The organism is Collinsella sp. HCP28S3_E12, from assembly GCF_052065595.1.
Taxonomy (GTDB): Bacteria; Actinomycetota; Coriobacteriia; order Coriobacteriales; family Coriobacteriaceae; genus Collinsella.
Map to the genome: position 1 here is coordinate 36484 of NZ_JBQHTS010000007.1, position 23962 is coordinate 60445.

The following is a 23962-nucleotide window of genomic DNA, read 5'->3' on the forward strand; positions in this document are numbered from 1 at the left end:
CAACAGGGCCAAGATGCTTAGTTAAAGCATCGGGGTTGGGAGCGAATCCTATCCCCAGTTTAGTTCTGCGAGAAAAAAGGAAACTGACGGGGATCCACCGGCGGATGTGGCATCGGCGTGCCCTGGGGCCCGCCCTGCGGTCCGCCCTGGCCGCCCATCATCCTTTCGATGGCGTCCTGGACCTCGCCCTCGAACTTTTTCATTCCCTCGTGCAAACGACGCTGACCGTCCTCAGAGCGCAGCTCCTCCATCTGCTCGGGCGAAATACCCAACAGCTCACCCAACAGACCCATCATCTCACCGCGCATGCGATCGCCCGTATCGCTATCGGCAAAGCGGCGCACTTCGGCGCGCGCCAGTGAATCAACCGTCATGCGCTCCTTGCCGTTGAGCCCCAAATCGGACCACGCAAGCATGTACGGCCAAGCGCGCTCGGCAAACGAACGGGCCGAAACGATCGGCGCCGTCGGCAACATGCGACGGGCAGCCTCACCCTGTCGAACGAGCATCAGCAGCAGCGAGCAGGCCTCAGGCTTGCCAGCGGCCATCGGGATGTCGTCGAAAGATCGATTGCGGTCCACGTGCGCCTCGAGCGCGCCATCGACCTCACCCGGCTCAAGCCCGCCGAGCAGCTGTGCCGCGCGGTCGAGCATATCGACCGGACCGTCGAGCGTCGAGAGCGCCTGCGCCAGCACTCGCTCCATACAATCTTCCACCGCGTTGAGCGTCACGAGCTCTTGGGGCACCACGGCAGACGTGCGGTTGCGCACGCGCGCCACAAACTCAAGCGTCGACAGGTACACATCGCCAAAGGGCGCAAAGTCGCCCTGGTAGCCGCCGGACAGTGCGGGCGCCGCTAGCGCGTACTCGGTCTTGGAGAGCGGGCTCAACGCCATGGCGCCCAGCTCGAGCGCCGTGTCCTCCAACATCAGGTCCAGCGCACGCGAGCGCAGACGCTCGGCATCGCCCGCCGACACGTCGCGATCGAGCACACGCGCCGCATCCGGTGCATCGCGCTCGACGGTGCGAATGTGCAGGCGCTCGGCAATCGCGCGGACGGCGGCACAGCGGGCAGCCTCGGCCTCTTCCTGAGCCGGCGTAAAGATACGGTTGCGACCCAGCACAAGGCCAATCACATTACGCGGGCCCAGAGCGTCAACGGCAAGTGCCGCCAGCAGGGACGACGGCAAGTCACCCTCGAGTGCCACCACAGCACGCGACGCGCCGCGAGCGCGGGCGTTGTCGCGCACGGCGAGCACCAACGCCTGCCACAGCCACGCCTCGGAACGAAACTCGGGCAGTTCGTGATCTTCCAGGGCATCGAGCATCACGCCGCGCTGAATCTCCTGAACCAGCAGGCTCTCCTCAAAACACGGCGCCTGGGCCACCACGCGACCGCAGTCGTCGAGCACAAACGAACCGCCGGTATACACCGACTCGTCGTACGCACCGACCGGCGCCATGCAGGCAAACCACACGCTGCGCTTAGACGCGATCTTGCGGTAGGCACCGCTGCGAACGGCGGCGATGGCGGCAGTCTCGCGGTCGGTCATGTCAAACGCGTTGAATTGGAAATACGCAATGAGGTCAACACCGGTCGGCAACATCTCGAGTTCGCGGTCCAAGTCAAAAATCACGGCGATGCGCACGCCGTCCACGTCGAACACCGGCGGCGCCCAACGCGTGTCGTTGTTCTCGCCACGCTGCAGGGCAATGCTCGATCGCGCCGGCACCACACGACCGTCCTTGAGCATCATGTAGTCGAGCAGCGGCTGGCCCTCAAACGAAACGGCCGCGGGCACGATGCAGATCATATCGAGCTCTTGGATACGCTCGGCAACACCGGTCAGGCCTGTCAGCATGTCGTGCTCAAAGTCGGCAGTACCCACCAGACCGCCGGGCAGAGCACCCATAAAGAGCGGAGCCGGGACGCACAGCACGCGCGCCCCGCGCTCGTGGGCCAGACGAGCCTGGTCCTCGATGCGACCGCAAATGCCCTCAATATCACCCAGGCGCATATCGATCTGTGCAAGCGCGAGCTTCATGGCCCAGCCCTTTCCGTCGTAAACCATCGAAACCGTAGTAAAAGCGCCGGCCGCATAATGCAGCCGGCGCTTGCATGTGCATATGCTAGCTATGATACCCCGAGCGGGGGCGCGCTCCTAGAACGTCGCGGACCACAGCCCATGCAGGTTGCAGTAGGCATAGACGGTACCGGTCTTGGAGCCGCCAGCGAAAAACGTCGCGGGCTTCATGCCGGGCTCAAGGTAATGGACCTCCAAGCGGCCCTCGGCCTCAAGCGCGATCCACTCGATGTAGTGCTCGGGCAGCATGGGGTGCTCCGTCGAGCCCACGCGCGCACGAATGACGTGGCCATCGCGCTCGATCTCGACAACAGGCACGTGCTTCTCGTGCGCCGCGTCCTCGGTGTTTGCCGTCAGCTCCGTGCAGCCGGCAGGGGTCGCAACGTCGTCGCCAAGAGCGGCAACGAGCTTGCCGTCGGAGTCTTTAAAGAATTTCGCCATGATGTTCTCCTTTGCTGATGTGCCAATGTTCTCAATGGTTCTTATGCCCAAAGAGCGCCGAACCATCCATGGCATTGCAAATGAACACATAACGGGTGAGGCAAGCGGTCGGGCCAGGACGAACCGGCGACCTGGCCCAGCCCGGCGGCCCCATCCCGCGCGCAGCTAGCGACCGTCGCCACCGAGCAGCGCCAGAACGTCCTCGCGCGTGAACAGCGCCGACGAAATGCCGTCACCGCCGAGCACACTGTTGACCAGGTCGCGCTTGGACTCCTGCATCTGCATGATGCGTTCCTCGATCGTGTCCTTGGCGATGAGCTTGTACACGGTCACGGTGTGCTGCTGGCCAATGCGGTGGGCGCGGTCGGTCGCCTGGTCCTGCGCCGCCACGTTCCACCACGGGTCGTAGTGGATGACCACGTCGGCAGCCGTCAAATTAAGGCCCACGCCGCCCGCCTTGAGCGAAATCAAGAACACCGGCACCTCGCCCGCTTGGAACTGCGCAACCATCTTGGCGCGGCTCTCTTTAGACGATGCGCCCGTAAGCTTAAGGAAGGTGATATCCTCCTTGGCCAGGCGCTTGCCGATGATATCGAGCATGCCCGTAAACTGGCTGAACAGCAAGATGCGATGACCGCCGTCGAGCGCGCCGTGGACGAGCTCCATACACGTATCGAGCTTGGCGCTTCCCGCCTTGTAGTCCGCGTAATGCAGATGAGGATCACAGCAGATCTGGCGCAGCTTGGTGAGCTCGGCAAGTACCTTGAGCTTATCTTTTTTGAACTCCCCGGCCTCGCGGTGCTGCACTTGCTGGGCAATGCGGTCCTGGTTGGCCAGGTAGAGCTTACGCTGCTCGCCGGTGAGCTGCGCCATCACCGTATCCTCGATCTTCTCGGGCAGGTCGGCCACCACGTCTTCCTTGACGCGGCGCAGCACAAATGGCGACACGAGCGCCTGCAGGCGAGCGGCGCTGTCACCCTCGGCGTGCTCGACCGGGCTTTCGAAGCGCTTGGCAAACGACTCGCGCGTGCCGAGCAGGCCCGGCATCAAAAAGTCGAAGATGCTCCAGAGCTCGGACAGGCGGTTTTCGATGGGCGTGCCCGTCAAGGCAAAGCGCACAGCGGCCGGCAGACGCTTTGCGGCGCGAGCCACCTGCGTGAGCGGGTTTTTAATGTACTGGGCTTCATCCAGCACCACGCGGGCAAAGTCCTGCTCGACGTACTCGTCGATATCGCGGCGCATGAGGTCATACGACGTCACGATCACGTTGTGCTCGGCCACGCCGGCAATTTGCACGCGACGTTGGGCCTTAGCACCCACAATGGCGCACACATCAATCGAGGGGGCAAAGCGCTCCAGCTCGGCGGTCCAGTTGTACACGAGCGATGCGGGGCATACCACGAGCGTGGGCTTAGCGTCCCCCGCCTCCACGTGCGCCAGGATATGCGCGATCATCTGGAGCGTTTTGCCCAGGCCCATGTCGTCGGCCAAGATGCCGCCAAGGCCCAGATGCTCGAGCGAACCGAGCCACTGGTAGCCGTCGACCTGGTAGCCACGCAGCGTGGCCTTGAGCGAGGCCGGCACCGTAAAGTCCATCTTGCCGAGCGTGTCCAGGCGCTCGACGGTGCGACGGAATGCAGCGTCGCGATCGGCTTCGAGCGCGGGCGTGCGCGCAAGCATGCTGTCGACGAACAGGGTACTCGACGCGGGAAGCGACACGCCGTCGAGCAGGTCGACAGCATCGACCCCCAAGTCCTCGGCAAGGCCAAACGCGGCGCGCGCTCCCTCGTCCAGGCGAATGATGTCGCCCGACGTGAGACGAGCAAACGTCTGGTGACGCTTGTAGGAATCGAGGTAGATGGCAAGGTCTGCCGCCGAAAGGCCGCTCGCGCCCAGTTCGACGTCGAGCAGGTTACTCTTGACGGTGGCGCGCACCGAAAGCTTGGGCGCAGGGCGGACCGAGATCTGGCGCAGACGGTCGCTGAGCATGACCTCGCCCAGCTCGGACAGGGCAGACAGGCCCTCAGTCAGCAAGTGGAACAGGCTCTCGTCATCGCGTTCCTCAAACGCCAGGCCACCCTCGTAAAAGTCGAAATACAGAGCCGCCGTATCCATAACGCGAAACTCTGCCACCTCGTCGCGCGGCGGCACGCCCGGGCGCCGCTCTTCGAAGGGGCTGCCCGGAGCGCCCATGCTAAAGAGATCTGCCGACCAGTCGCCGTAGGTAACCGTAATTTTGCAGGTCACAAGGCCATCGTCGACGCCGATCGCCATGGCAAAGCTTGGCTCGGGCGCCACGGTATCGAGCACAGCGGGCGCAGTAAGGTCGGTGTAGTCGCGCAAGATAGGCAGCGCCATGCGGCAAAACTCACCCACCTGGTCGGCGGCGATATGGACCGGTGTGCGGCAGGGCAACAAGTGCGATAGGAACGGCGCGGCATGTTGGGCAAACGCCGTGTCGGTACGGCGCGCGCGGCGCGTATCGACCAGATAGGCGACGTCGCCCGAGGCAAAGCAGTACGTATCGGCCGGAAGGCGCAAGTCGTAGCTGCCCCCGGCTGCCGGCATAATCTTGGCAGCAATCAGCGGCGGGCGCTTAGCCGGGACTTCGTTCTCCCCTTCCGGCAACGACTCGACCGTCACCTCGTAGGCGCGGTGCGTCGTCGTCCCCCGCGACCAAGCAGGCTCAAAGGACATGGCCCTGCCGCGCAGCAGGTCCAGCACGGACACGATGGAATACTCGGATACCGGCAACTGACGCTCGGCGACAAAGCCGCTGCGGGCAAAGTCGTACGATGCCGAGCGCGAGCTCGTAATATCGCCTAGGTAGGCGACCGTCATTGCAACAAAGTCGAGCAGCTTTGCCGACACGTCATCGAAAGCCTCGGACACATGGGCAAACGTAAGCTTCTTGCCATAGGAGAACGTACCGCCGCGCGCATAGGCATCGGCCATGCCGTCGATATCCTTAACCACGTAGGACACCGAACCGCAGCGGATGCGAAACTCGAGCGCCCAGCTAAAGCGATCGGCAAACAGCGGATTGTAGTACGGCACCAGCGAGGGCTCCAGCACTGCTTTGGGCGCATCGGGGTCAATGGTGCCGGCGAGCTTGCGGCGCATGGCCACGAGTTTATCCATGCGCGCGTCCGAAAGATCGGAAAGTGCTGCCACAAGGCTCGGGCTCGTGGGCACGGGCGCCGGGAAGGGAAAGTTGGGGTTGACCGCAGATGCGCTGGGCGCGGGGCGTGTGGGCTGCTTGGACTGTGCGGGCGACACCGTAAACGTGCGGACCGGCGTGCGCAAACCCTCGACGGGCTCGGCGCCGCTGGCATCCAGATACGCCAACGCCGTGGCGATGGCGTGCTTGCACATGCCGGAATAGCGGAAGGCGGCGGGACAATCGCAGTCGTAGTCGACAACCTCGTGCTCGTCCATATCGAGCGCCACGTGCGTCTTATACAGGTCGCCGCGCGAACCACGCACCGTACCCTCGATATTCGCGTTTTTGGAGAAGCGCGAGCCGGAGTCCTCAAACGACAGCACGGCGCCGTTGAGCATGAGCGAACGCCCCTTCATAAAGGTACTGCTGAGCGCCGCCTCCTTACGAAGCGCCTGCACAAACGTCCCCTGCGCCATCGCTTCCTCCAATCTCACCCGGGGTAGCTAATTTGGGACGGGGCTATTTTAGCTACCCCCATATGTCGGTTGAGATGTGTTCCGACCCCGACTCATTCGCCGTCAGCCAAAGGGTAGCTAAAAAAGCCCCGTCCCAAATTAGCTACCCCGCCAACGGCGTCCTTAGATCACCGTCACGCGACCTTGGTTGCCGACGATGGCCTTGGCCTCGGCCAACAGCGGAATCGAGCGTGCGTTGACCTTAGCAGGTACCTCGGCACGCAGCACGCGCCCGTCCGCCTGCTCGATAAAGATCTCTACGCGATCGCCGCCCGGGTTGGCGGTGAGCACCGTGGCAAGACGCGCCATGTTGCCCTGGCTAAAGCGGCTGTTGGGCACCATGACCTCAAACACCTTGGGCTTGTTGTTCTCCTCGTTGAGCTCAAGCGGCACGATCTCCTGCGCGATGATCTGGTCGCCGCGGTCCGAGCGCTCGAGCTTGCCCTTAATGCGCACAAACGCATCGGACAGCTGCGCGCCGGTCTCGGGGTCGACCTCGCCGTACAGATACCCCTCGGCCTCCTTGAAGGTCTTGGGGAACACCACGACGGTGGCCTCGCCTTCCATGTCCTCGAGCTGCACGATGCCCATGGGGTCGCCGTTTTTGGTCACGCGCTTGGACACGCTCGAGACCATACCGGCCCACCACAGCGCCTTGCCCTCGGGAATTTCCTGGTTGATGGTGCCGCCCGTGGGGTTTTGCACCTCGTAGCCGGTGTCGATCTGCGAGAACGAAAAGTCGCGCGCTTTGCTGAGCGCATACTCAAACGGGCGCAGCGGGTGGTCCGAGACATAGATGCCCAGAACCTCCTTCTCCTGGCTCAGCTTAAGGTGGCGGTCCCATTCCTGGCCATCCGGATCGGGTACGCTCACCTCAAAGCCCGAGCCCTCAACGTCGCCAAACATGTCGAAGAACGACGTCTGGCCGCTCGCGCGATCCTTCTGGCGCTTTGCCGCGGCATCGATGATGTTCTCGGGGTTGTTCTTGTCCACAAAGTGCATCATCTGACGACGCGGATACCCCGTGGAGTCGAAGGCACCTGCCTTGATGAGCGATTCGATCACGCGACGGTTGGCCTGGCTCGAGTCCACGCGCTCGACAAAATCATGCAGCGTCTTAAACGGACCGCCCGCCTCGCGCTCGGCGATAATCGCCTGCGCCACGCCGGTGCCCACGCCGCGGATACCGGCCAGACCAAAGCGCACACCTTCCTTGGTAGCCGTGAACTCGGTACCGGACTCGTTGACATCTGGCGAAAGCACGGGGATGCCGTCGTGACGGCATGCCGAGACGTAGTGCACGATCTTGTCGGTCTTGCCCGTATAGGACGTCAGGACAGCCGCCATGTACTCGTGCGGATAGTGCGCCTTGAGCCACGCCGTCTGCATAACCAAGATGGCGTAGCCGGCGGAGTGCGACTTGTTGAAGGCGTAGGACGCGAACTCGAGAACATCGTCCCAAATCTTCTGGGCGACCTCGCGCGTGTAGTTGTTCTTGATGGCGCCGTTCATCCAGTGGTCGTAGGTGGTCTCGTCCGAGCCATCCTCCCAGTGGAGTACCGTCGACGTGAGCAGCTTGATCTTCTTCTTAGCCACGGGCTTACGGATACGCGAGTCCGATTCGCCCTTGGAGAAGCCGCACATCTCGACGGAGATGAGCATAACCTGCTCCTGGTAGACCATGGTGCCGTAGGTTTCGCCCAAGATGTCGTCCAGACGGTCGTCGTAGGAGACGGCCGGCTCCTTGCCGTTCATACGGTTGATGTAGGACGAAACCATGCCGGCGCCCAGCGGGCCCGGGCGGTACAGGGCGATCAATGCCACGACGTGCTTGTACTCGGTGGGCTTCATGTTCTTGATCGTGGCCGTCATGCCGGCGGACTCAACCTGGAAGACGCCGGCGGTGTGGCCGGAGCCCATGAGCTTAAAGATCTCGGGATCGTCAAAGGGAATCTCTTCCTCTTTGATGTCGATGCCGAAGTTCTTTTTGATGTTTGCCTTGGCCTTGGAGATAACCGTCAGCGTACGCAGGCCCAAGAAGTCCATCTTGAGCAGGCCCATGTCGGCAACGGTATGGCCCTCGTACTGGGTAATCTCGACGCCGCCCTTGGTGTCGAGCTTGGTGGGCACGTGCTCGTTGACGGGGTCGCGGCAGATCAGAACGGCGCACGCATGAACGCCCTCGCCACGGGTGAGGCCCTCGATCGAGAGCGCCGTGTCGATGATGCGGCGGGCGTCGTCGTCCTTTTTATAGGCCTCGGCAAAGTCGGGGTTAAACAGATCCTCTTTGCCGGGTTGTTTTTCGAGCACCTGCTTGAGCTTGACCTTGGGGTCGCTCGAGACCATCTTGGACAGGCGCTGGCCCATGTAGACCGGGTAGTCCAGGACGCGCGCGGCATCGTTGATGGCCTGCTTGGCCTTAATGGTCGAGTAGGTGATGACGTGGGTGACCTTCTCGGGACCGTAGAGCTGGCGAACGTGCTCCACGACCTCAAGACGCCGCTCATCGTCGAAGTCCATATCGATATCGGGCATCTCGGTACGCTGCGGGGACAGGAACCTCTCGAACATCAGACCGTTCTCGAGCGGGTCGAACGCGGTGATGTTCATGGCGTAGGCGACGATAGCGCCGGCGGCCGAGCCACGGCCGGGGCCGACGCCGATGCCGTTGTCCTTGGCCCATTGCACGTACTCGGCGACGATCAAAAAGTAGGCGGCAAAGCCCTTGTCGCAAATGACCTTGTATTCGTACTCAAAGCGCTCTTTGATGTTGACGCCACCGATCTCGCGCGTGGCCCAGTCGTCACCGTAGTGCTGGCGAAGGCCCTTCTCGCACTCGCGGCGGAACTGGCTCTCGTGCGTCTCGCCGGGATCGAGCAGCGGAAAGCGCGGCAGGATGATGGAGTCCCAGTCCAGCTCAACGTAGCACTTGTCGGCGATCTCGAGCGTGTTGTCGCAGGCCTCGGGGCAATACGGGAACATCGCCCGCATCTCCTCCTCGGTCTTCATGTAAAACTCCGAGCCGGTCATGCGCATGCGGTTGGGGTCGTCGACCTTGGCGTTCATGCCGATGCACATGATGACGTCCTGCACGGGCGCGTCCTCGCGGCGCAGGTAGTGGAAGTCGTTGGTGGCGATGACCTTGACGCCCACCTGTTTGGCGATATCAATGAGCGTGCGGTCCATCTGCTCGTCGGTCAGGCCGTTATCGGTGGTGATGCCGTGTTCCTGGATCTCGATGTAGAAGTCGCCGGGGTCAAAAGTATCACGGAAGGTCTCGGCCCACTTGATGGCGCCCTCCATGTCGCCCCGGTCGATGTATTTGGGGATGATGCCCGCGATGCAGGCGCTGGTGCAGATCATGCCCTTGGCGTGGCGGCGCAGGTTGTCGAGCGTCACGCGCGGCTTGTAGTAAAAGCCCTGCACGGCGGCCTCGGAGACCGTTTGCATCAGGTTGACGTAGCCCTCCTGGTCCTTGGCCAGAAGGATCATGTGGTAGAGCTCGGGTTTGTGGTCGCGGGCGAGCGTCTCGTCCGGCGTAAAGTAGACCTCGCAGCCAAAGATGGGCTTGATGACCAGAGGCGGCTTGAGCTCGTCGATATTGCCCTTCTCGTCCCACATGGCCATGTCCTTCACATACTGGGCATGCTCGCGCGGGTTTGCCTCGGGATCGGGCTCCACCAGCTCGTCGCGGCGGTCCTTTTCCAAGAAGGCCTTGTCGTGGCTCCAAGTTTTGTACTCGGGCGTATTGTGGTTGACGGCGTCGCAGGCCAGCGCCAGATCGGGCACGCCATACATGTAGCCGTGGTCGGTAATGGCCACGGCGGGCATGCCCAGCTCTACGGCACGGTTGACCATATCCTGGATACGGGTTGCGCCGTCGAGCATGGAGAAAACAGTGTGGTTGTGCAGATGGACGAATGCCATGTGATGAGCTCCGATGCGGGTTCGTGTTCTGACTGAACGATTTTACCCCACGGCACGGACAGCGCCCGAACCTAGCCAAACCCACACGGGTAGCTAATTTGGGACGGGGCTTTTTTAGCTACCCTTTGACTGACGGCGAACGAGTCGGGGTCGGAATACATCTCAACCGATGTATGGGGGTAGCTAAAAGAGCCCCGTCCCAAATTAGCTACCCCTGAGCTGCAGTGGAATCGAAAAGGAATCCACCGCAAGTTATCTGAGGGTTAGAGGTTGTAGGTGACCACCTGGGGCTCGGCGAGCTCGACTGAGACAGCTGGGGCCGTCTGCTCCACGCGGACGAACTTGACGGTCACCGTCTTAAAGCCCGCCTTATGCAGAACATCCGAATAGACGCGCGCCTGCAGGGCGTGCTTCTCGAGCAGCTGGTCGGGTGTCTCGTCCGGCGTGCCACCCGTCTTGTAATCGATGACCAGTGCGCGTGACGGATCGGCCGGGTCGGTCGCCAGCGCATCGATGGCGCCCTCGGCATATGCACCGTAGCGGGCAATGTCCTTGTCCTCGCAGCCCAGCGAGAAGAACGGCACTTCGGCACGGACGCACGGCCAGGCAAGAAGCTCGGCACGGACCGACGACCTGAGCCAGCGATTCAGGGCAACGTCAAAACGCTCGCGCTGCTCCGGCGTCAGGCACCACAGGCGCGTCAGCGCATCGGCGCGCTCAGCGGGCAGCGCATCGGCACCCATCTCGATGAGCCACTGGCAGGCGGCATGGAACGCCGAGCCCAGCGCCACGGGGTTGCCGGCGGGCTCGACAGCAGCCACGTCTGCATCGGCTATCTCCGAGCCATCCGACTCGGCATCGTCGCCCGCCTCGTCCATGGGAACACGCGCCTCGGCGGCACGGTCTTCCGTCTCGGCATGGAGCGCCGCGGCGATCGACGAATAGCTGTACGAATCACGCGCCGGGAACGGACACGTGCCCATGCGCACGCCCGCCGCCTGGGGATATACGAGTTCAAACGAATCGGGCTTGGGGTCGGCAGGACCGGGCACGGTTGAGTGCGCAGCATTATCGGCGACATCGGTATCGCCACGAACGAGCCTGCCCTCGGCATTCAGCGAAGCGTTGGCCTCAAACGCCTGCTCGCCAAAGGTAAAGTCCGAAAGCGAAATGAGCTCGTAGTCGCCCGGCTGGGAGTTGTCGAATACCAGGCGGTCGGCATCGAGCTGCGGCATGTCCAGAGCGTCGGTCGGCAGAATGCGGCGCAGCACGTCGTAGGTCAGATCGGTCTCGACATCGAAGGTCGGCGCCGTCACCTTGCCACGGCTCACGCCGGCATCCATCGCCAAGATCACCAGCTCGCGCGCACGGGTCATGGCAACGTAGAGCAAACGGGCCCGCTCCTCGAGCGAAAGCTGCAGGTCGTCGTTGCGCAGGCGAGCAAATGCCTCGGCGGGAGAACCCGTCGCACAGACGTCCTCCATGAGCTCCGGCGGTAGCCACAGCGACGTGCCCTTGCCCTTAAACGCATGCTCAAACTGCTTTTTGACGTCATCGCCCTTTACGAACGTGCCGTCCGCGAGCTTAACGCCGTCGAAGCGTGCCGGCAGCGCCACGACCCGCGCTCCGCCCTCGACGCGACCCATCTGTGCCGAACCCGAGGACTTACGCACGCCAAAGCACTCGGCGACCGCCACGACCGGATATTCCAGACCCTTGGAGGCATGAACCGTCATGATGCGCACCGCGCCGTCGCCCTCCTCGTTCAGGGCGCCCGGGGCCTCCTTGCCCGCCAGGAAGCGATCGAAGGCAAGCGCAATGGAGCGCGGCGAGTTACCGAACTCGGCCTCCGCCTCGGCCACGGCATCGAGCGCCTTGAGCACGTTGGCGGCGATGGCCTTGCCCTCGGGGCCGCGCTGCGCCAGGCGCACGAACCAGCCGGAGGCATTGACCGCGTCGCGCGCGATGGCGGCGAACGAATCACGCCCCACGCGACGCAGTGCGTAGCGCAGCACCTCGCGGGCACGCGTCACGAGCGGCAAGCCCTGCAAGCCCGGCACATCGGAATCGCTCATGATGCCCGCATCGATGTTGCGGCGCGACGTCTCGCCCGTCTGATCGTCGAGTTTGGTCGCCAGCGCCAGGAACTCCTGGGCGCCGAGTGCAAACATCGGCGAGGCCAGCAGTGGCATAAGGCCCTGCGCCGTATCGGCCGGATTGGCGAGGGCACAAACCAGGGCGCGCACCGTCTGCACCTCGGCAGCTTGGGCAAAGACCGAGCCGCCCGCGATGACGCAGTCGAGCCCCTGGTCACGGAAGGCCTGTGCGTAAACGTCTGCGTTGGTCATGCGGCCCAGCAGCAGCACCATGCCGCCCTGGGGCTGGCCGGCATCGGCAAGCGCGCGGAATCGCTCCGCGATCGCGCGGGCCTTGGCCTGTGTGCGCTCCTGCGTACTGCCGCCGGCAACAAAGAGGGCCTGGCGGCGCGAGGCATCCGCCACCAGCGTGTCCTTGCGGCCGTCGCTCGCCTCAAGATCCAAAAAGCCCTGCATCAGGCCGCCGTCGTCGCCGTCGAAGACACGGGCCACATAGCGCAGCACCTCGTCGTGGCTGCGGAAGTTGCGCACGAGCTTGACGAGCTCGCCGGCGAGGGCATCGGACGTGGCAACCGTCTCCGACGCCGCCGTCGATTCCACTTTGCGCTCCTGGCGACGGAACACCTCGACCTCGGCGCCGCGGAAGCGATAGATCGACTGCTGCGCATCGCCCACGGTGCACAGCGCGCGCTCCCCCACGCCGGTCAGGTAGCGGATCAGGTCGACCTGCATCTGATCGGTATCCTGAAACTCGTCAATCATGACCATCTTAAAGCGGCCCTCGTACGCAGCACGAATGGCAGGGTAATCGCGCAGGGCCTCGTAGGCCATGCGCAGCAGGTCGTTATTATCGAGGGCGGACTGGGCAGCCTTCAGTGCGCGATACTCGGCCTCTACAGAGCGGGCCAAGCCCACCAGTGCATCGAGCGCGGGGCCACCGCAGGCAAGCACGATATTGATAAATGCATCGGCGGCCTCGGCCTTGAGCAGCTCGACCTGCTCCTTGGGGAACGCCTTGCTCGCGCGCGGCATGGTGCACGACATCATGAGTCGCGCCGCATCGACCATGGTCTTGCCGCTCGCCTCGAACGCGTCGATGGCGTCGAGCGCCGTCTGCGCCTTCTCGGTCGCGGCCTTGCTTGCGCCCAGCGCCGCGCGATAGGCATCGGCGAGCGCCGAGGTATCGGCCTGGCCACGCGCCACGCACACGTCGTCCATGCCGCCCGGCAGCTGGCTCGAGAGCTCCAGCATCTCGCGCACCAGACCCTTGATGGTCGTGCCGGCACCAAAGGGGCCGCCCTCGCCCGCCATGGGATACCAGGCGTAGAGGGCCTTGAGCGATGCCGCGAGCTCGGGGGCGGCATCGGGTGCCGTCGCGCGGGCCAGCACATGCTCAACAGCCTGGTCCATGAGCTCGTCGGTATCGGTGAGCACCGTGAACTCGGGGTCGATGCCCAACTCAAGCGCGTGTGCGCGCAGGATACGCGAGCACATGCCGTGAATGGTCGAGATCCACGCGTCGTCGACGGTCAGCGCTTCCTCGTCCATGCCCTCGTCGATAAGCGCACGGCGCACGCGATCGCGAATCTCGGCCGCGGCATCCTTGGTAAAGGTAATGGCGAGCACCTGGTCCAGATGCTCGACGAACGGACCGGATTCGGGCGAGAGCGCGTAGACGATGCGGCGCGTGAGGGTAAAGGTCTTGCCCGAACCGGCGCCCGCCGAGACAAACAGCGGACGGTCGAGCGTCTTGACGATCTGCAGCTGTTGCGGCATCAAGGTCGAAAGATCCATGGTCTACACGTCCCTCCTTACAAACGTTCCTTCGTGGTTATACGAGCAGCGGGCATGCGCGGCCTGCGTCGACGCCGGGTCGACAGCAGTGACGTTGCCCGCCTCGAGTTCGCGCAAGCGCTCGGCGATGCCGGCCTCCACGCGATCGAGCAGGGCGTCGAAGTCCATGCTGCCACCCTCGCCGGGGAAACCTTTCTTAAGGCCCGGGATGCGACCGTCGCCACGCTCTTCCTCGAGCAGCTCGGCGCTCGCGGCACCGCGCAACGCCGGCTTGCCGCCCTTGGTCGAAAAATAGAGCGCCGCACGGGTATCCAAATCCAGCGCCCGGCGCATGGCCTGGGCGTAGATGAGCGTTTGGGTATGTGGCGGCAACCAGCGCGGATCGTCGATGGGCGCCGTGCCCGATTCCTCGTCGCGCACCGTAGGGTCGGCGAGCTTAAACTCCTCAACGCCCGTGCGATGCTTGTAGTCAATCACCACAGCGCGATTCTCGGCATCCACATCCACACGGTCGATGCGCCCGCCGAGCGGCCAGCCGGCATACTCGACCTGGAGCTCGTTGAACGCAAACTCCAGGTAGCGCGGAGCGAAGGGGGCAAGCGCCTCGGACTCGTAAGCAAGCACGCCCTCCAGCTGCGGCAGGATCTCGGCCACCTGACGCTCCTCCACCGCAGAGAGCGGTACCAGCGGGCCCTCGTTGCCACGCTTGCCGGCGTGCTCGGCCAAGGTTTCGGCAAAGACCTCGTGCAGCAGCTCCTGCGCACGCGGCAGGTTTTCGGGCGTCACACGCTCCATGCCCTCTTGGGGCAAACGGGCATGCAGATGTTCCAGCACGTCGTGGACAAAGTTGCCCTTCTCCATGTTGCCAAAACCCGCGTCGATAGACTGGGGCTTAACGCGATACGAGACGAACCAGCACAGCGGGCAGGTGGAATAGGCCTCGATCTGCGAGGCAGACGTCAGACGCGGTACAAGCGGCGCGTCCTCGCCCTCGCCGTCCCGACGGCGCAAGACCAGATATGGCACGGCCGCCTCGCTCAAATGCTGAGGAGCCTCGCATGCCACGCGCTCGCGCTTGAGGCCCTTGCCGGCTGCAGGGTCAAAATCACCTACGATATCGCCCTCGCCCACGCATGTCACCTGAGCGGCACCGGTGGCCTCGGCATGCGCCCGCAACTCGGTCCACACGGCAGCCGGATAGCACTCGCGCGCCTGGCGATCGTGCGTCACGCGCGCAAGCGCAACCGGGCCACGTGCCGCCCGCATCGCGTGGCCAAAGCGCACGCGCAACAAGGCCGCAGGCTCAAGCGTCACGCCCTCGCGACCAAGGCTCGCAGCCAACGTGGCCAGCGGTCCTTCCTCGCGTGAGAGCGGATAGCTGTCCAGATCGACATCGGCAAACAGCACGGCATCGTAGCTGCCGGGGCGCAGAGCCGCCACATCGGCAAGCGAGGCAAAGCGAACCTGGGCACGTGGCGCACCGTCAACCTCGTAGGTCTCGTAATCGTAGGCGGTGCTACGCTTGTCCACCTTGGTGCGAATGCCATCGAGCACGGGCACGGTCGCGGCCTGCGACACGTCGAGCGCGCGGGCGTCATTCATAAGGATGTCGATGGCGTGGCGCAGCAGGGCCGTCTCCGCTTGGCGACGAGCTTGGCCATCCAGGCTACCCAGCGAGCGATCGGGCAACGCCTCGGCAACGGCAAGCATGGCCTTGAGCGCCGTCACGGGCTTGTCGCGCCACAGTGCCTGGAACACGTCCGAGACCACACACGGTACGTTCTTAAACCAGTTTTCGTCGCTCGCCGCCTTGCGTGCGCCCCTCACCTGGCCTTGCACGCTCTGCAGCAGGCTCTTAACGCCCGCGGTAGTCTTGCTACGCGAGAGACGCATATTCTTATCGAAGATACGGGCATTGGCGGCATCAGCGCCCGAAAGCGGACTGTAGATCCAGTCGGCAAGCTCAGGCGCGGGCCACCACTCGGTCTTTGACGCCACACCCTCATCGGCCGCCTTCATGCGCTCGATCAAGCTGGCAAGCGCCGCAAACTGCCTGCCCGCAATGGATTGGGAAAACGCCGTGAATTCAGTTGTCTCGGCAGCGATATGACGAGCCGCCAGACGAGAGGCGAGCTCACCGAACAGCTGGGGTGCCCGGGCAGAAACAACGAGCACGCGTACGGGGTCGGCGGAGAGGCCGGCGGTATCGTCGGCCCCGAAACCCTGGCGCGCTTTTACCAGAACATCAATTGCGTCCGCATAAGCATGAGCGCGGGCGTGGGGGCCCGCGACCTCAATAAAGGCAGGCTGAGCGGTGGTTCCACAAGCGGCATCAGACGCGACGGCGTCCTCCCCCAGCGGCGCGATCTCAAACAGCACACCGCTGGCATCAAATGCCGCGGCAAGTTCCTCGCGCATCGCCGCCTGCTCGCGAGCAAGCAGCACGACGACCTCTCCCCCACTGTTCGCCACAGCAGACAGCAGCTCGAGCAGACCGTGCGTAAACGACGTGACGCCGCGTACACAGACGGCACGGGCGCACGCCGGCAGATTATCGGCCAGAGCGCTGGCCATAATGTCAGCCGCCTCGCAGGGCTCGACCATATCTCGACGGTCCAGACCGCCCGCGTAGGCACGCAAAAGCTCGAACACACGAGCCTCGGCATCGCTTTTTGGCTCAGGCCGGCAATTGTTGCCACGGCATCGCTCGGCAGCTGTCCCCGCCACACCTGGCAGCACATCGCGGGCCATGCGCGCAAGCATGCGCACCGTGCCCTGGCTGCGCGAAAGCGGCTGCAGGTCGACATCATCGAGACGCGTGACCATGTCCGAAAACAGCATCTGGCGCTGCAGGTTGTCGACGAAACCGCGCCCGTCGCCCAAAAGCTCCCAAAGCGAGCGAAGCCACGACGCGGGCGTCTTGTAATCGATGCCCAGCGAAACGCCGGCTTCCGCCGCATCATGACGGCACAGGTCGAGCTCGGCAAACGTTGGCGCCAGCAGCACGGCACGCCCGTGGCGGGCAATAAGGTCGGCAAGCAGCGCCGACTCGGCATCGCTCAAATCCGTGCCGGCATTAGTGGTATAGATTCGAACAGGCATGGTCCTCCACTCAAACTGTTCGCAATAATCAATGCATCCATCCTACCCGCCCAAGCGGACACATTGCCACCGCAGCTTCATCTTTTGGCGCTTTGGAGACAAGTCGCTTTGCACCACGTTGGTGCAAAGGGGGCAGGTTCGCTTGCACCAATTATTCGGCATATAAAAACCGCCCCCGGAGGAGCGGTTTTTCACAATTCGTTTTGCCGCGGCCTATTCGCCATCCTCCAGCTTAATGAGGATCTTGCGGTAGCCACCGTACTCGCCGTTGAGCGCCTTGGATACACGGCTCACCGTGGTGGACGAAGCGCCGGTACGGACCTGAACCTCGACATAGGGCTCGCCCTCATCCAGGTAGCGCGCGACCTGCAGACGCTGCGATAGATCGCAAATCTCGCGCGGTGTGCAGATATCGGTCAAAAACGCTTGGATATCTTTCTCGTCGTCCAAAAGACTAAATGCGTGGACTAGCTGCTTGACATCAGGCTTGTCAAACATGTTCTCGATATTCATCGATCACCGCCAAACCCGCCAAAAGGCATCGAAGTTGATACTGGTACCGGGCATCGTTCGCCCATTCCATGCAATAGGGCAACGCATGTGGCTTTTGCCCGTAGCAGTTTAGCACACCACCAAACTAAAGTGACAAGACTCTCTGTCAGCGGCGCGTTTTTTAGGACGAACGCCGTTTTGAAACCAAATGCGCACGCAAGCTCCACGAATATCTGAGACAATGGGCGCCCAACGCAGAGGCGCACGCCAAGGCAACCATCCGATTCGCCGCGGCAAACGAGCTTACGCGCCACCAACACGTCACGCGCACCGGAAAGGAACCCACCATGCGCTTCTTGCTCAACTGGCTTTTGACCTCAATCGCCATCGCGATCGCCACGTTCCTCGTCCCCGGCATTCAGCCCTTCGGCATGGCCGACGCCTGGGTCTGCTTTGCCTTTGTGGGACTGTTCCTCAACATCGTCGACTCGCTCGTCAAGCCGCTCCTGACGGTCATCTCGCTGCCGCTCACCATTATCACGCTGGGTATTTTTCAGCTTGTAGTCAACAGCTTTATGCTCGAGCTTGCCAGCTACCTATCGGTAAATCTGCTGGGCGCGGGCATCTCCATTGCCAGCTTTGGGTCGGCCTTTATGGGTAGCATTTTGGTGTCCATCACTCGAAGCATCTTCGACAGCATCGCCAGGAACTAAAGCAACCGGATACGGACCGCCACAACACGCCAAAACGAAGGCCGTCCATCGCAACGATGGACGGCCTTCGCCTTTGTCAAGCCTCAGAGGACAAGAAAATCTACCATTTCTACCCCGTCCCCAAATGGCTGGTGGGGCTAGATGACGTAGTCGTAGCCCCCGTTGGGGGCGACGAGCGCATCGAGCGTCACACCGTCGAGGTAGTCGTTGATGAGCTTGTCCAGGTTCTTCCACACGTCGAGCGTGGGGCACTCATCAGATCGCGAGCAACCCTTGCAGTCGCCATCCAGGCAGGCGACCGGCGCCAGGCTGCCCTCGGTCAGGCGCAAGATCTCTCCCACCGTGTACTGCTCGGGCGGGCGCGTGAGCACGTAGCCGCCGCCCTTGCCACGCATGCCCGAGAGCATGTTGGCGCGCACGAGCGTAGCCAAGATGTTCTCGAGATATTTCTCGGAAATCCCCTGTCGCGCCGCAATCTCTTTGAGCGGGATGCGACCGGCCGCCTGGTGCTCGGCCAGGTCGACCATAACGCGCAGGGCGTACCTGCCCTTAGTAGAAACCAACATATATAGTGCTGCCTTTCGGTCTTTTAATCCGTTGAAATTCTAGCCGAAAAATTGGCTTTGGAAATACCCGTTCCGGTCAAGGTGGTTAATCAGCTCGTAATAATCTTCTATTTCCTATTGCATTACTAGGCTTTAGTGTCTACTATGCTTGCCAACAGCTAAAAGAACAACCTATAAGGTTTATGGGTTTAGCTACTAGGCCACCGTAAACTACACGGATCCAGTCATTTGAACACTTGGAGGTTCACCATGAGCAAGGTTTATACGTCCATCGATCAGCTTATCGGCCACACCCCGCTTTTGGAGCTCACTCACTTTGAGGCCGATGAGGACCTCAAGGCCCGCGTACTCGTCAAATTGGAATACTTCAACCCCGCCGGGTCCGTCAAAGACCGCGTCGCCAAGAACATGATTGACGAGGCCGAGAAGGCCGGCAAGCTCGTGCGCGGCGGCGACTATACCATCATCGAGCCCACGAGCGGCAACACCGGCGTCGGCATCGCCTCGGTGGCGGCGGCTCGCGGCTACAAGGTGATCATCACCATGCCCGAGACCATGTCCGTCGAGCGCCGCAAGCTTATGCAGGCATACGGCGCACAGCTCGTGCTCACCGACGGCTCCAAGGGCATGAAGGGCGCCATCGCCAGGGCCGAGGAGCTGCAGAAGGAGACCCCCAACAGCATCATCGCCGGCCAGTTTGTGAACCCCGCCAACCCCGCCATTCATAAGGCCACGACCGGCCCCGAGATCTGGGACGACACCGACGGCAAGGTCGACATCTTCGTCGCCGGCGTTGGCACCGGCGGCACCGTGACCGGTGTGGGCGAGTTCCTCAAGGAGCAGAACCCCGAGATTCAGGTTGTCGCCGTCGAGCCCGCCACCTCCCCGGTACTCTCCAAAGGCCAGGCCGGTCCGCACAAGATCCAGGGCATCGGTGCCGGCTTTGTGCCCGACGTCCTCGACACCCAGGTCTATGACGAGATCATCCCCGTCGAGAACGACGACGCCTTTGCCACCGGCCGCGCCGTGGGCCACAAGGAGGGCGTGCTCGTGGGCATTTCGTCCGGTGCCGCCGTGTGGGCCGCGCTGCAGCTAGCCAAGCGCCCCGAGAACGAGGGCAAGACCATCGTGGCACTGCTCGCCGATACCGGTGAGCGCTACCTGTCCACGGCACTGTTCCAGGACTAGAGCCTTTTTTCCCATAGGTTGAGCTCAGGGACGAACCTGCCTCCTCTCTCTCCCGGCGGTCTGAGCCCATCCCGTCAGGGTGTCCCACGAGACGTCCGAACTTGCTACAATGTCTGCGGCGCGGAACCAGCCTCCCGCGCCGCTTTTCTTTTTTGGCCACATGCCACCAAGGAGAACCTCCCCATGCACAACAAGCGCGTGCTCGTCGCCATGAGCGGCGGCGTCGATTCCAGCGTGACTGCCTATCTGCTCAAGTGCCAAGGCTACGAATGCGTCGGTGCCACTATGCGCCTCACCTGCCCTGCGCCCGATCCCGTCACGGGCATGAGCAAGGTCGACCGCGACATCGCCGATGCAAAGGCCGTCGCCGATCGCCTGGGGATACCTCACCATGTGCTCGACCTGCAGCAGGCCTTCGACCGCAACGTTATCGAGCGCTTCGTGACCGCCTATCAGGAGGGGCTGACGCCCAACCCGTGCATCATCTGCAACCGCCATATTAAGTTTGGCGCGCTGCTCGACGCGGCGCTCGATATGGGCTGTGACTACATTGCCACGGGTCACTACGCCAAAACGAGCCAAGCGCCCGATGGCACCTGGCAACTGCACCGCGGCGAAGACTCCAAGAAGGACCAGAGTTACTTTTTGTATTCGCTCACGCAAGAGCGCCTGGCACGCACAATCTTTCCGCTGGCAGGGTTGGACAAAGAGCGCGACGTGCGCCGCATTGCCGCCGAGCAGGGCTTCATCAACGCCAAGAAGGCCGAGAGCGAGGATATCTGTTTTATCACGGACGGCGACTACGCGGGCTATATCGAGCGCCGCTGCGGGCATGCCGCCGAGCCGGGCGATATTGTATGGCGCGACGGCAGCGTGGTCGGACGCCACAACGGCGCACTGCGCTATACCGTCGGCCAGCGCAAGGGCCTGGGCGTCGCGATGGCGCGCCCCGTGTATGTAACGGGCGTCGATGCCGCCAACAACATTGTGCATCTGGGCGAGGCTGAGGACCTGACGGCGACAGCACTCACGGCCAACGACTGGATTTGGAGTGCCCCTGCCGACCGCATGGAGGCAGAGCTCACATCCGGCGACATTCGCGTGGGCACCAAGTACCGCTACCGTCAAAAGGACCAGGCAGCGACCCTTACACGTGGCGCCGACGGACAGATGCTTCTGACCTTTGACGAGCCGCAGCGCGCCATCGCCCCCGGCCAGGCCGTCGTTATCTATCGCGGCGACGTCGTCCTGGGCGGCGGCACGGTAACTGCCGCCATCAAGTAGCCGCAGGATTATCGCCGCATGTGTCGAAGCACCTCAACAGCAGCATTCACCTCGATAACGCGACGCTCGAGGCCGCGGCAAATGGACTCGAGCCGGCCCTCCGCTGTGGCCCATTCGCTCTGCGAAAGAATCTCGATCGCCTCATCAACAAATCCGTTGAGCCGCGATGAATCGAACCAATCGAGTGAGTCCGCAAGCGCCAGCTGGACGGAAGGGTCGGGCCCAAACGGCTTAGCAGAAAACCCAAACTCCCCAGCTGCGAGCACGGCAGTTGGTACGTTGTACCACAGGCAGTTGCCGCTATCGAACAGCGGAGCAGGCCTTATCTCCAGGGTGTCGACATTGCGGATGATGCCGAAGTTTCGCCAATGGCGATCGCTGTTGGCCAAAAGGGCATCGCAGACAATCATCTGCGACATAGACCTTCTCACGGCAGCCTCGTCTGCTCCATGCTTACCAAGGAAGCGGCAGTACCGGTCGTATGTCGAGTTTCCCCGCTGGCTACCAAGTGCGCCCTTAACGTAAACAGCCGGAACGTATTCCTCGCGGCCGTCAAGAAAGTCGTCGCACAGACACACAGGGCCATCGAACATTCGCTCAACCGTATAAGGAACAAACTCGCCCTCCGACAACAAGCGACGATGTAGAGCCGTTGCAACCGCCTCGTTAAAGGGACGCTGATCGTCCATGCCGCACCCCTTGACCAGAACGCGAACAGCGTTGCGAATCATCCACGATTTAGGGAGCTCGCCCTCGGACGTGTTATCCGGATTTTTAAGACCGATGCCCTCCAGCCAACCCGAACGTCCCTCGGGCGCCGATCGCTCAAAATCATTCTCGAAGTAATTGAGGTTTCGCCATTTGAGTTCGGCGCAATCGGCCGGCCGCAGCCAATAACAATCCGAAAGCGAGAGGCCCAGGCACTGAACCGGGACCTCGATGCCACTGGCAATTCCCAGTTCACGATAGCGCGAGACGAGTCCGGGGCGAACATCGGGCACCGACCGATGGCTCCACCACACGTTGAGCTCCCGTTTATTCACCGTAGGAGAAGAGCTCGAGCACGTGCCAAACGGCATTCGTTGTGCATCGAGGACCTCCGCGATTTCGAAGGGAAATTCGCGCGACGGATCAAATGAGACATGCGCGACCTCATGGTCGGCCGACATCAGCGTAAACTTGCGCCCCACATCGGCCGCAGGACGGCGTCCACGTTTGCGGACCTTTTGATAAGCGACCGCGGAATTGTACTCGACCATCTTCCGTCCGCCCACAATATCGCACGCGAGCGTTCCCGATGCGGCAAGTTGAGAGATGCGGGCTTTCGTAACGCCCAGCAGGCGGGCAGCATCACCCATAGACAAGTACTCAGACGTATCCATACACCACATCACCTCGTTAAGTAATTTACACGTTTAGTTAATAGATTACATACATCATAATACTAAACGACCCAAAGCGAAAAAAGGCCCGAGAAATCGGGCCTTAGCGATTGGTCAGCCGAGTCGCAAGCTGCTCCCCTAGCGCTGAACGTAGGCGCGAACCAGCTCATAGGTATTGCACACGCCGTCGATGTGGCTGCGCTCGTAGTTGTGGCTCGCGTACACGCCAGGGCCGATCAGGCCGTGACGGATGTCGTAGCCGGCAGAAAGCGTGGCCTCAACGTCCGAGCCGTAATGCGGGTACACGTCGATGGCGTAATCGAGCTCCAGCTCGCGCGCGATATTGGACAGCGTGGTCACCAGATCGTAGTTGTAGGGGCCGCCCGAATCCTTGGCGCAAATCGACACCATGCGCTCGGTGCAGCCCAGATCGTCACCCACGCAACCCATGTCAACGCTGATCATCTCGCGCGTGTCGGCCGGCACAAAGGCACCACCGTGGCCGACCTCCTCGTACACCGTAAAGAGCAGTGAAACCTTGCGCGAAAGCGTCACCTCGCCAGCGGCGACGGCACGCGCCAAGCCCAGCAAAATGGAGGCCGACAGCTTGTCATCCAAGAAGCGGCTCTTAATGTAGCCGCTCTCCGTCACCGTGGTACGCGGATCCATAGCGATGATGTCGCCCGTCTGAATGCCCAGCTCAAGCACATCGTCCTTGCTGTCGACATTCTCATCGAGCAGGATTTCCATGTTCTTCTCGATGGTCTTGACCGGCTCGTCGGCCACGTGCGCCGAAGGCTCGGTATTGAGGACCACACCCGTGTACACATTGCCATCGCGCGTGTAGACGGTGCAGTTCTCGCCATCGGCCGTAGACCACTGATGCCCGCCGAGCGTCGTGGGACGCAGGCGACCATTGTCCTTAATGGAGCGCACCATGGCGCCCAGGGTATCGACATGGCTCGCCAACACAAGCGGCTCACCCTCGCCGCCAAGCTCAACCAGCACGTTGCCCTTATTGGAACGCTCGGGGCCAAAGCCCATATCGCGCAACGTTTCCATTAGATAATCAGTCGCCGCACGGGTATAGCCCGTAGGCGAAGCAATAGAAGTCAGCGCCTTCAACTGGTCAGTAATATAGGAGAGCGTAGAATCCATCTTGGACACCAAAGTCACCCTTTCATATCGAATTAAACCCACAGCAACGATACCACC

At 62.4% G+C, this 23962-nt stretch carries 13 protein-coding genes; 3 read left to right on the plus strand and 10 right to left on the minus strand.

Going from position 1 to position 23962, the window contains the following annotated elements; translation table 11 throughout:
- Positions 1 to 59: 59 nt before the first annotated feature.
- The 7 genes from ACTNBY_RS04175 to ACTNBY_RS04205 form a co-directional block, all read right to left on the minus strand.
- Positions 60 to 2045 carry a hypothetical protein gene (locus ACTNBY_RS04175; protein WP_441063501.1) on the minus strand — a complete coding sequence of 662 codons (1986 nt, stop codon included), beginning with the start codon at positions 2043 to 2045 and terminating at the stop codon, positions 60 to 62.
- Positions 2046 to 2162: 117 nt separating this feature from the next.
- Positions 2163 to 2525 carry a desulfoferrodoxin family protein gene (locus tag ACTNBY_RS04180; protein WP_154515902.1) on the minus strand — a complete coding sequence of 121 codons (363 nt, stop codon included), beginning with the start codon at positions 2523 to 2525 and terminating at the stop codon, positions 2163 to 2165.
- Between the two features lie 165 nt (positions 2526 to 2690).
- Positions 2691 to 6164, minus strand: coding sequence for a DEAD/DEAH box helicase (locus tag ACTNBY_RS04185; protein WP_441063503.1), 3474 nt, complete (start codon positions 6162 to 6164; stop codon positions 2691 to 2693).
- Positions 6165 to 6326: 162 nt separating this feature from the next.
- The gene (gene dnaE, locus ACTNBY_RS04190) at positions 6327 to 10130 is read right to left on the minus strand and encodes a DNA polymerase III subunit alpha (protein WP_427717806.1); all 3804 of its coding nucleotides are present in this window, start codon (positions 10128 to 10130) and stop codon (positions 6327 to 6329) included.
- 263 nt (positions 10131 to 10393) lie between these two features.
- On the minus strand, positions 10394 to 14020 hold the full coding sequence (locus ACTNBY_RS04195; RefSeq protein ID WP_441063505.1) for a UvrD-helicase domain-containing protein: 3627 nt from the start codon (positions 14018 to 14020) through the stop codon (positions 10394 to 10396).
- A gap of 3 nt (positions 14021 to 14023) precedes the next feature.
- Positions 14024 to 17122: a PD-(D/E)XK nuclease family protein gene (locus tag ACTNBY_RS04200; protein ID WP_441063507.1), complete on the minus strand. Its 3099-nt coding sequence runs from the start codon at positions 17120 to 17122 to the stop codon at positions 14024 to 14026.
- A gap of 213 nt (positions 17123 to 17335) precedes the next feature.
- Positions 17336 to 17635: a YerC/YecD family TrpR-related protein gene (locus tag ACTNBY_RS04205; protein ID WP_154515917.1), complete on the minus strand. Its 300-nt coding sequence runs from the start codon at positions 17633 to 17635 to the stop codon at positions 17336 to 17338.
- A 326-nt stretch (positions 17636 to 17961) separates the two neighbouring features.
- On the opposite strand from ACTNBY_RS04205, the gene ACTNBY_RS04210 reads away from it, so the two are divergent.
- On the plus strand, positions 17962 to 18327 hold the full coding sequence (locus ACTNBY_RS04210) for a phage holin family protein (RefSeq protein ID WP_441063510.1): 366 nt from the start codon (positions 17962 to 17964) through the stop codon (positions 18325 to 18327).
- Positions 18328 to 18464: 137 nt separating this feature from the next.
- Here the strand turns inward: ACTNBY_RS04210 and ACTNBY_RS04215 are convergent, their stop codons facing one another.
- On the minus strand, positions 18465 to 18893 hold the full coding sequence (locus tag ACTNBY_RS04215; protein WP_154515923.1) for an RrF2 family transcriptional regulator: 429 nt from the start codon (positions 18891 to 18893) through the stop codon (positions 18465 to 18467).
- A 249-nt stretch (positions 18894 to 19142) separates the two neighbouring features.
- Here ACTNBY_RS04215 and cysK point away from each other — a divergent pair, with 249 nt between their 5' ends.
- A complete protein-coding gene (gene cysK / locus ACTNBY_RS04220; RefSeq protein ID WP_154515926.1) occupies positions 19143 to 20081 on the plus strand; it encodes a cysteine synthase A in 939 nt (312 codons plus the stop codon).
- A gap of 18 nt (positions 20082 to 20099) precedes the next feature.
- A complete protein-coding gene (mnmA, locus tag ACTNBY_RS04225) occupies positions 20100 to 21365 on the plus strand; it encodes a tRNA 2-thiouridine(34) synthase MnmA (protein WP_441063512.1) in 1266 nt (421 codons plus the stop codon).
- A gap of 8 nt (positions 21366 to 21373) precedes the next feature.
- On the opposite strand, the gene ACTNBY_RS04230 is transcribed toward mnmA, so the two are convergent.
- Complete coding sequence (locus ACTNBY_RS04230) at positions 21374 to 22747, minus strand: hypothetical protein (protein WP_441063514.1); 1374 nt, start codon at positions 22745 to 22747, stop codon at positions 21374 to 21376.
- Positions 22748 to 22885: 138 nt separating this feature from the next.
- The gene (locus tag ACTNBY_RS04235) at positions 22886 to 23905 is read right to left on the minus strand and encodes a M42 family metallopeptidase (protein WP_441063540.1); all 1020 of its coding nucleotides are present in this window, start codon (positions 23903 to 23905) and stop codon (positions 22886 to 22888) included.
- Positions 23906 to 23962: the final 57 nt, after the last annotated feature.

Bases quoted from the DNA above. Each gene is read 5' to 3' on its own strand.
- ACTNBY_RS04185 (WP_441063503.1), bottom strand. From the start codon at position 6,164: ATGGCGCAGGGGACGTTTGTGCAGGCGCTTCGTAAGGAGGCGGCGCTC.
- dnaE (WP_427717806.1), bottom strand. From the start codon at position 10,130: ATGGCATTCGTCCATCTGCACAACCACACTGTTTTCTCCATGCTCGAC.
- cysK (WP_154515926.1), top strand. From the start codon at position 19,143: ATGAGCAAGGTTTATACGTCCATCGATCAGCTTATCGGCCACACCCCG.
- ACTNBY_RS04230 (WP_441063514.1), bottom strand. From the start codon at position 22,747: ATGGATACGTCTGAGTACTTGTCTATGGGTGATGCTGCCCGCCTGCTG.
- ACTNBY_RS04210 (WP_441063510.1), top strand. From the start codon at position 17,962: ATGCGCTTCTTGCTCAACTGGCTTTTGACCTCAATCGCCATCGCGATC.
- ACTNBY_RS04200 (WP_441063507.1), bottom strand. From the start codon at position 17,122: ATGCCTGTTCGAATCTATACCACTAATGCCGGCACGGATTTGAGCGAT.
- ACTNBY_RS04205 (WP_154515917.1), bottom strand. From the start codon at position 17,635: ATGAATATCGAGAACATGTTTGACAAGCCTGATGTCAAGCAGCTAGTC.
- ACTNBY_RS04195 (WP_441063505.1), bottom strand. From the start codon at position 14,020: ATGGATCTTTCGACCTTGATGCCGCAACAGCTGCAGATCGTCAAGACG.
- ACTNBY_RS04215 (WP_154515923.1), bottom strand. From the start codon at position 18,893: ATGTTGGTTTCTACTAAGGGCAGGTACGCCCTGCGCGTTATGGTCGAC.
- ACTNBY_RS04180 (WP_154515902.1), bottom strand. From the start codon at position 2,525: ATGGCGAAATTCTTTAAAGACTCCGACGGCAAGCTCGTTGCCGCTCTT.
- ACTNBY_RS04235 (WP_441063540.1), bottom strand. From the start codon at position 23,905: ATGGATTCTACGCTCTCCTATATTACTGACCAGTTGAAGGCGCTGACT.
- ACTNBY_RS04175 (WP_441063501.1), bottom strand. From the start codon at position 2,045: ATGAAGCTCGCGCTTGCACAGATCGATATGCGCCTGGGTGATATTGAG.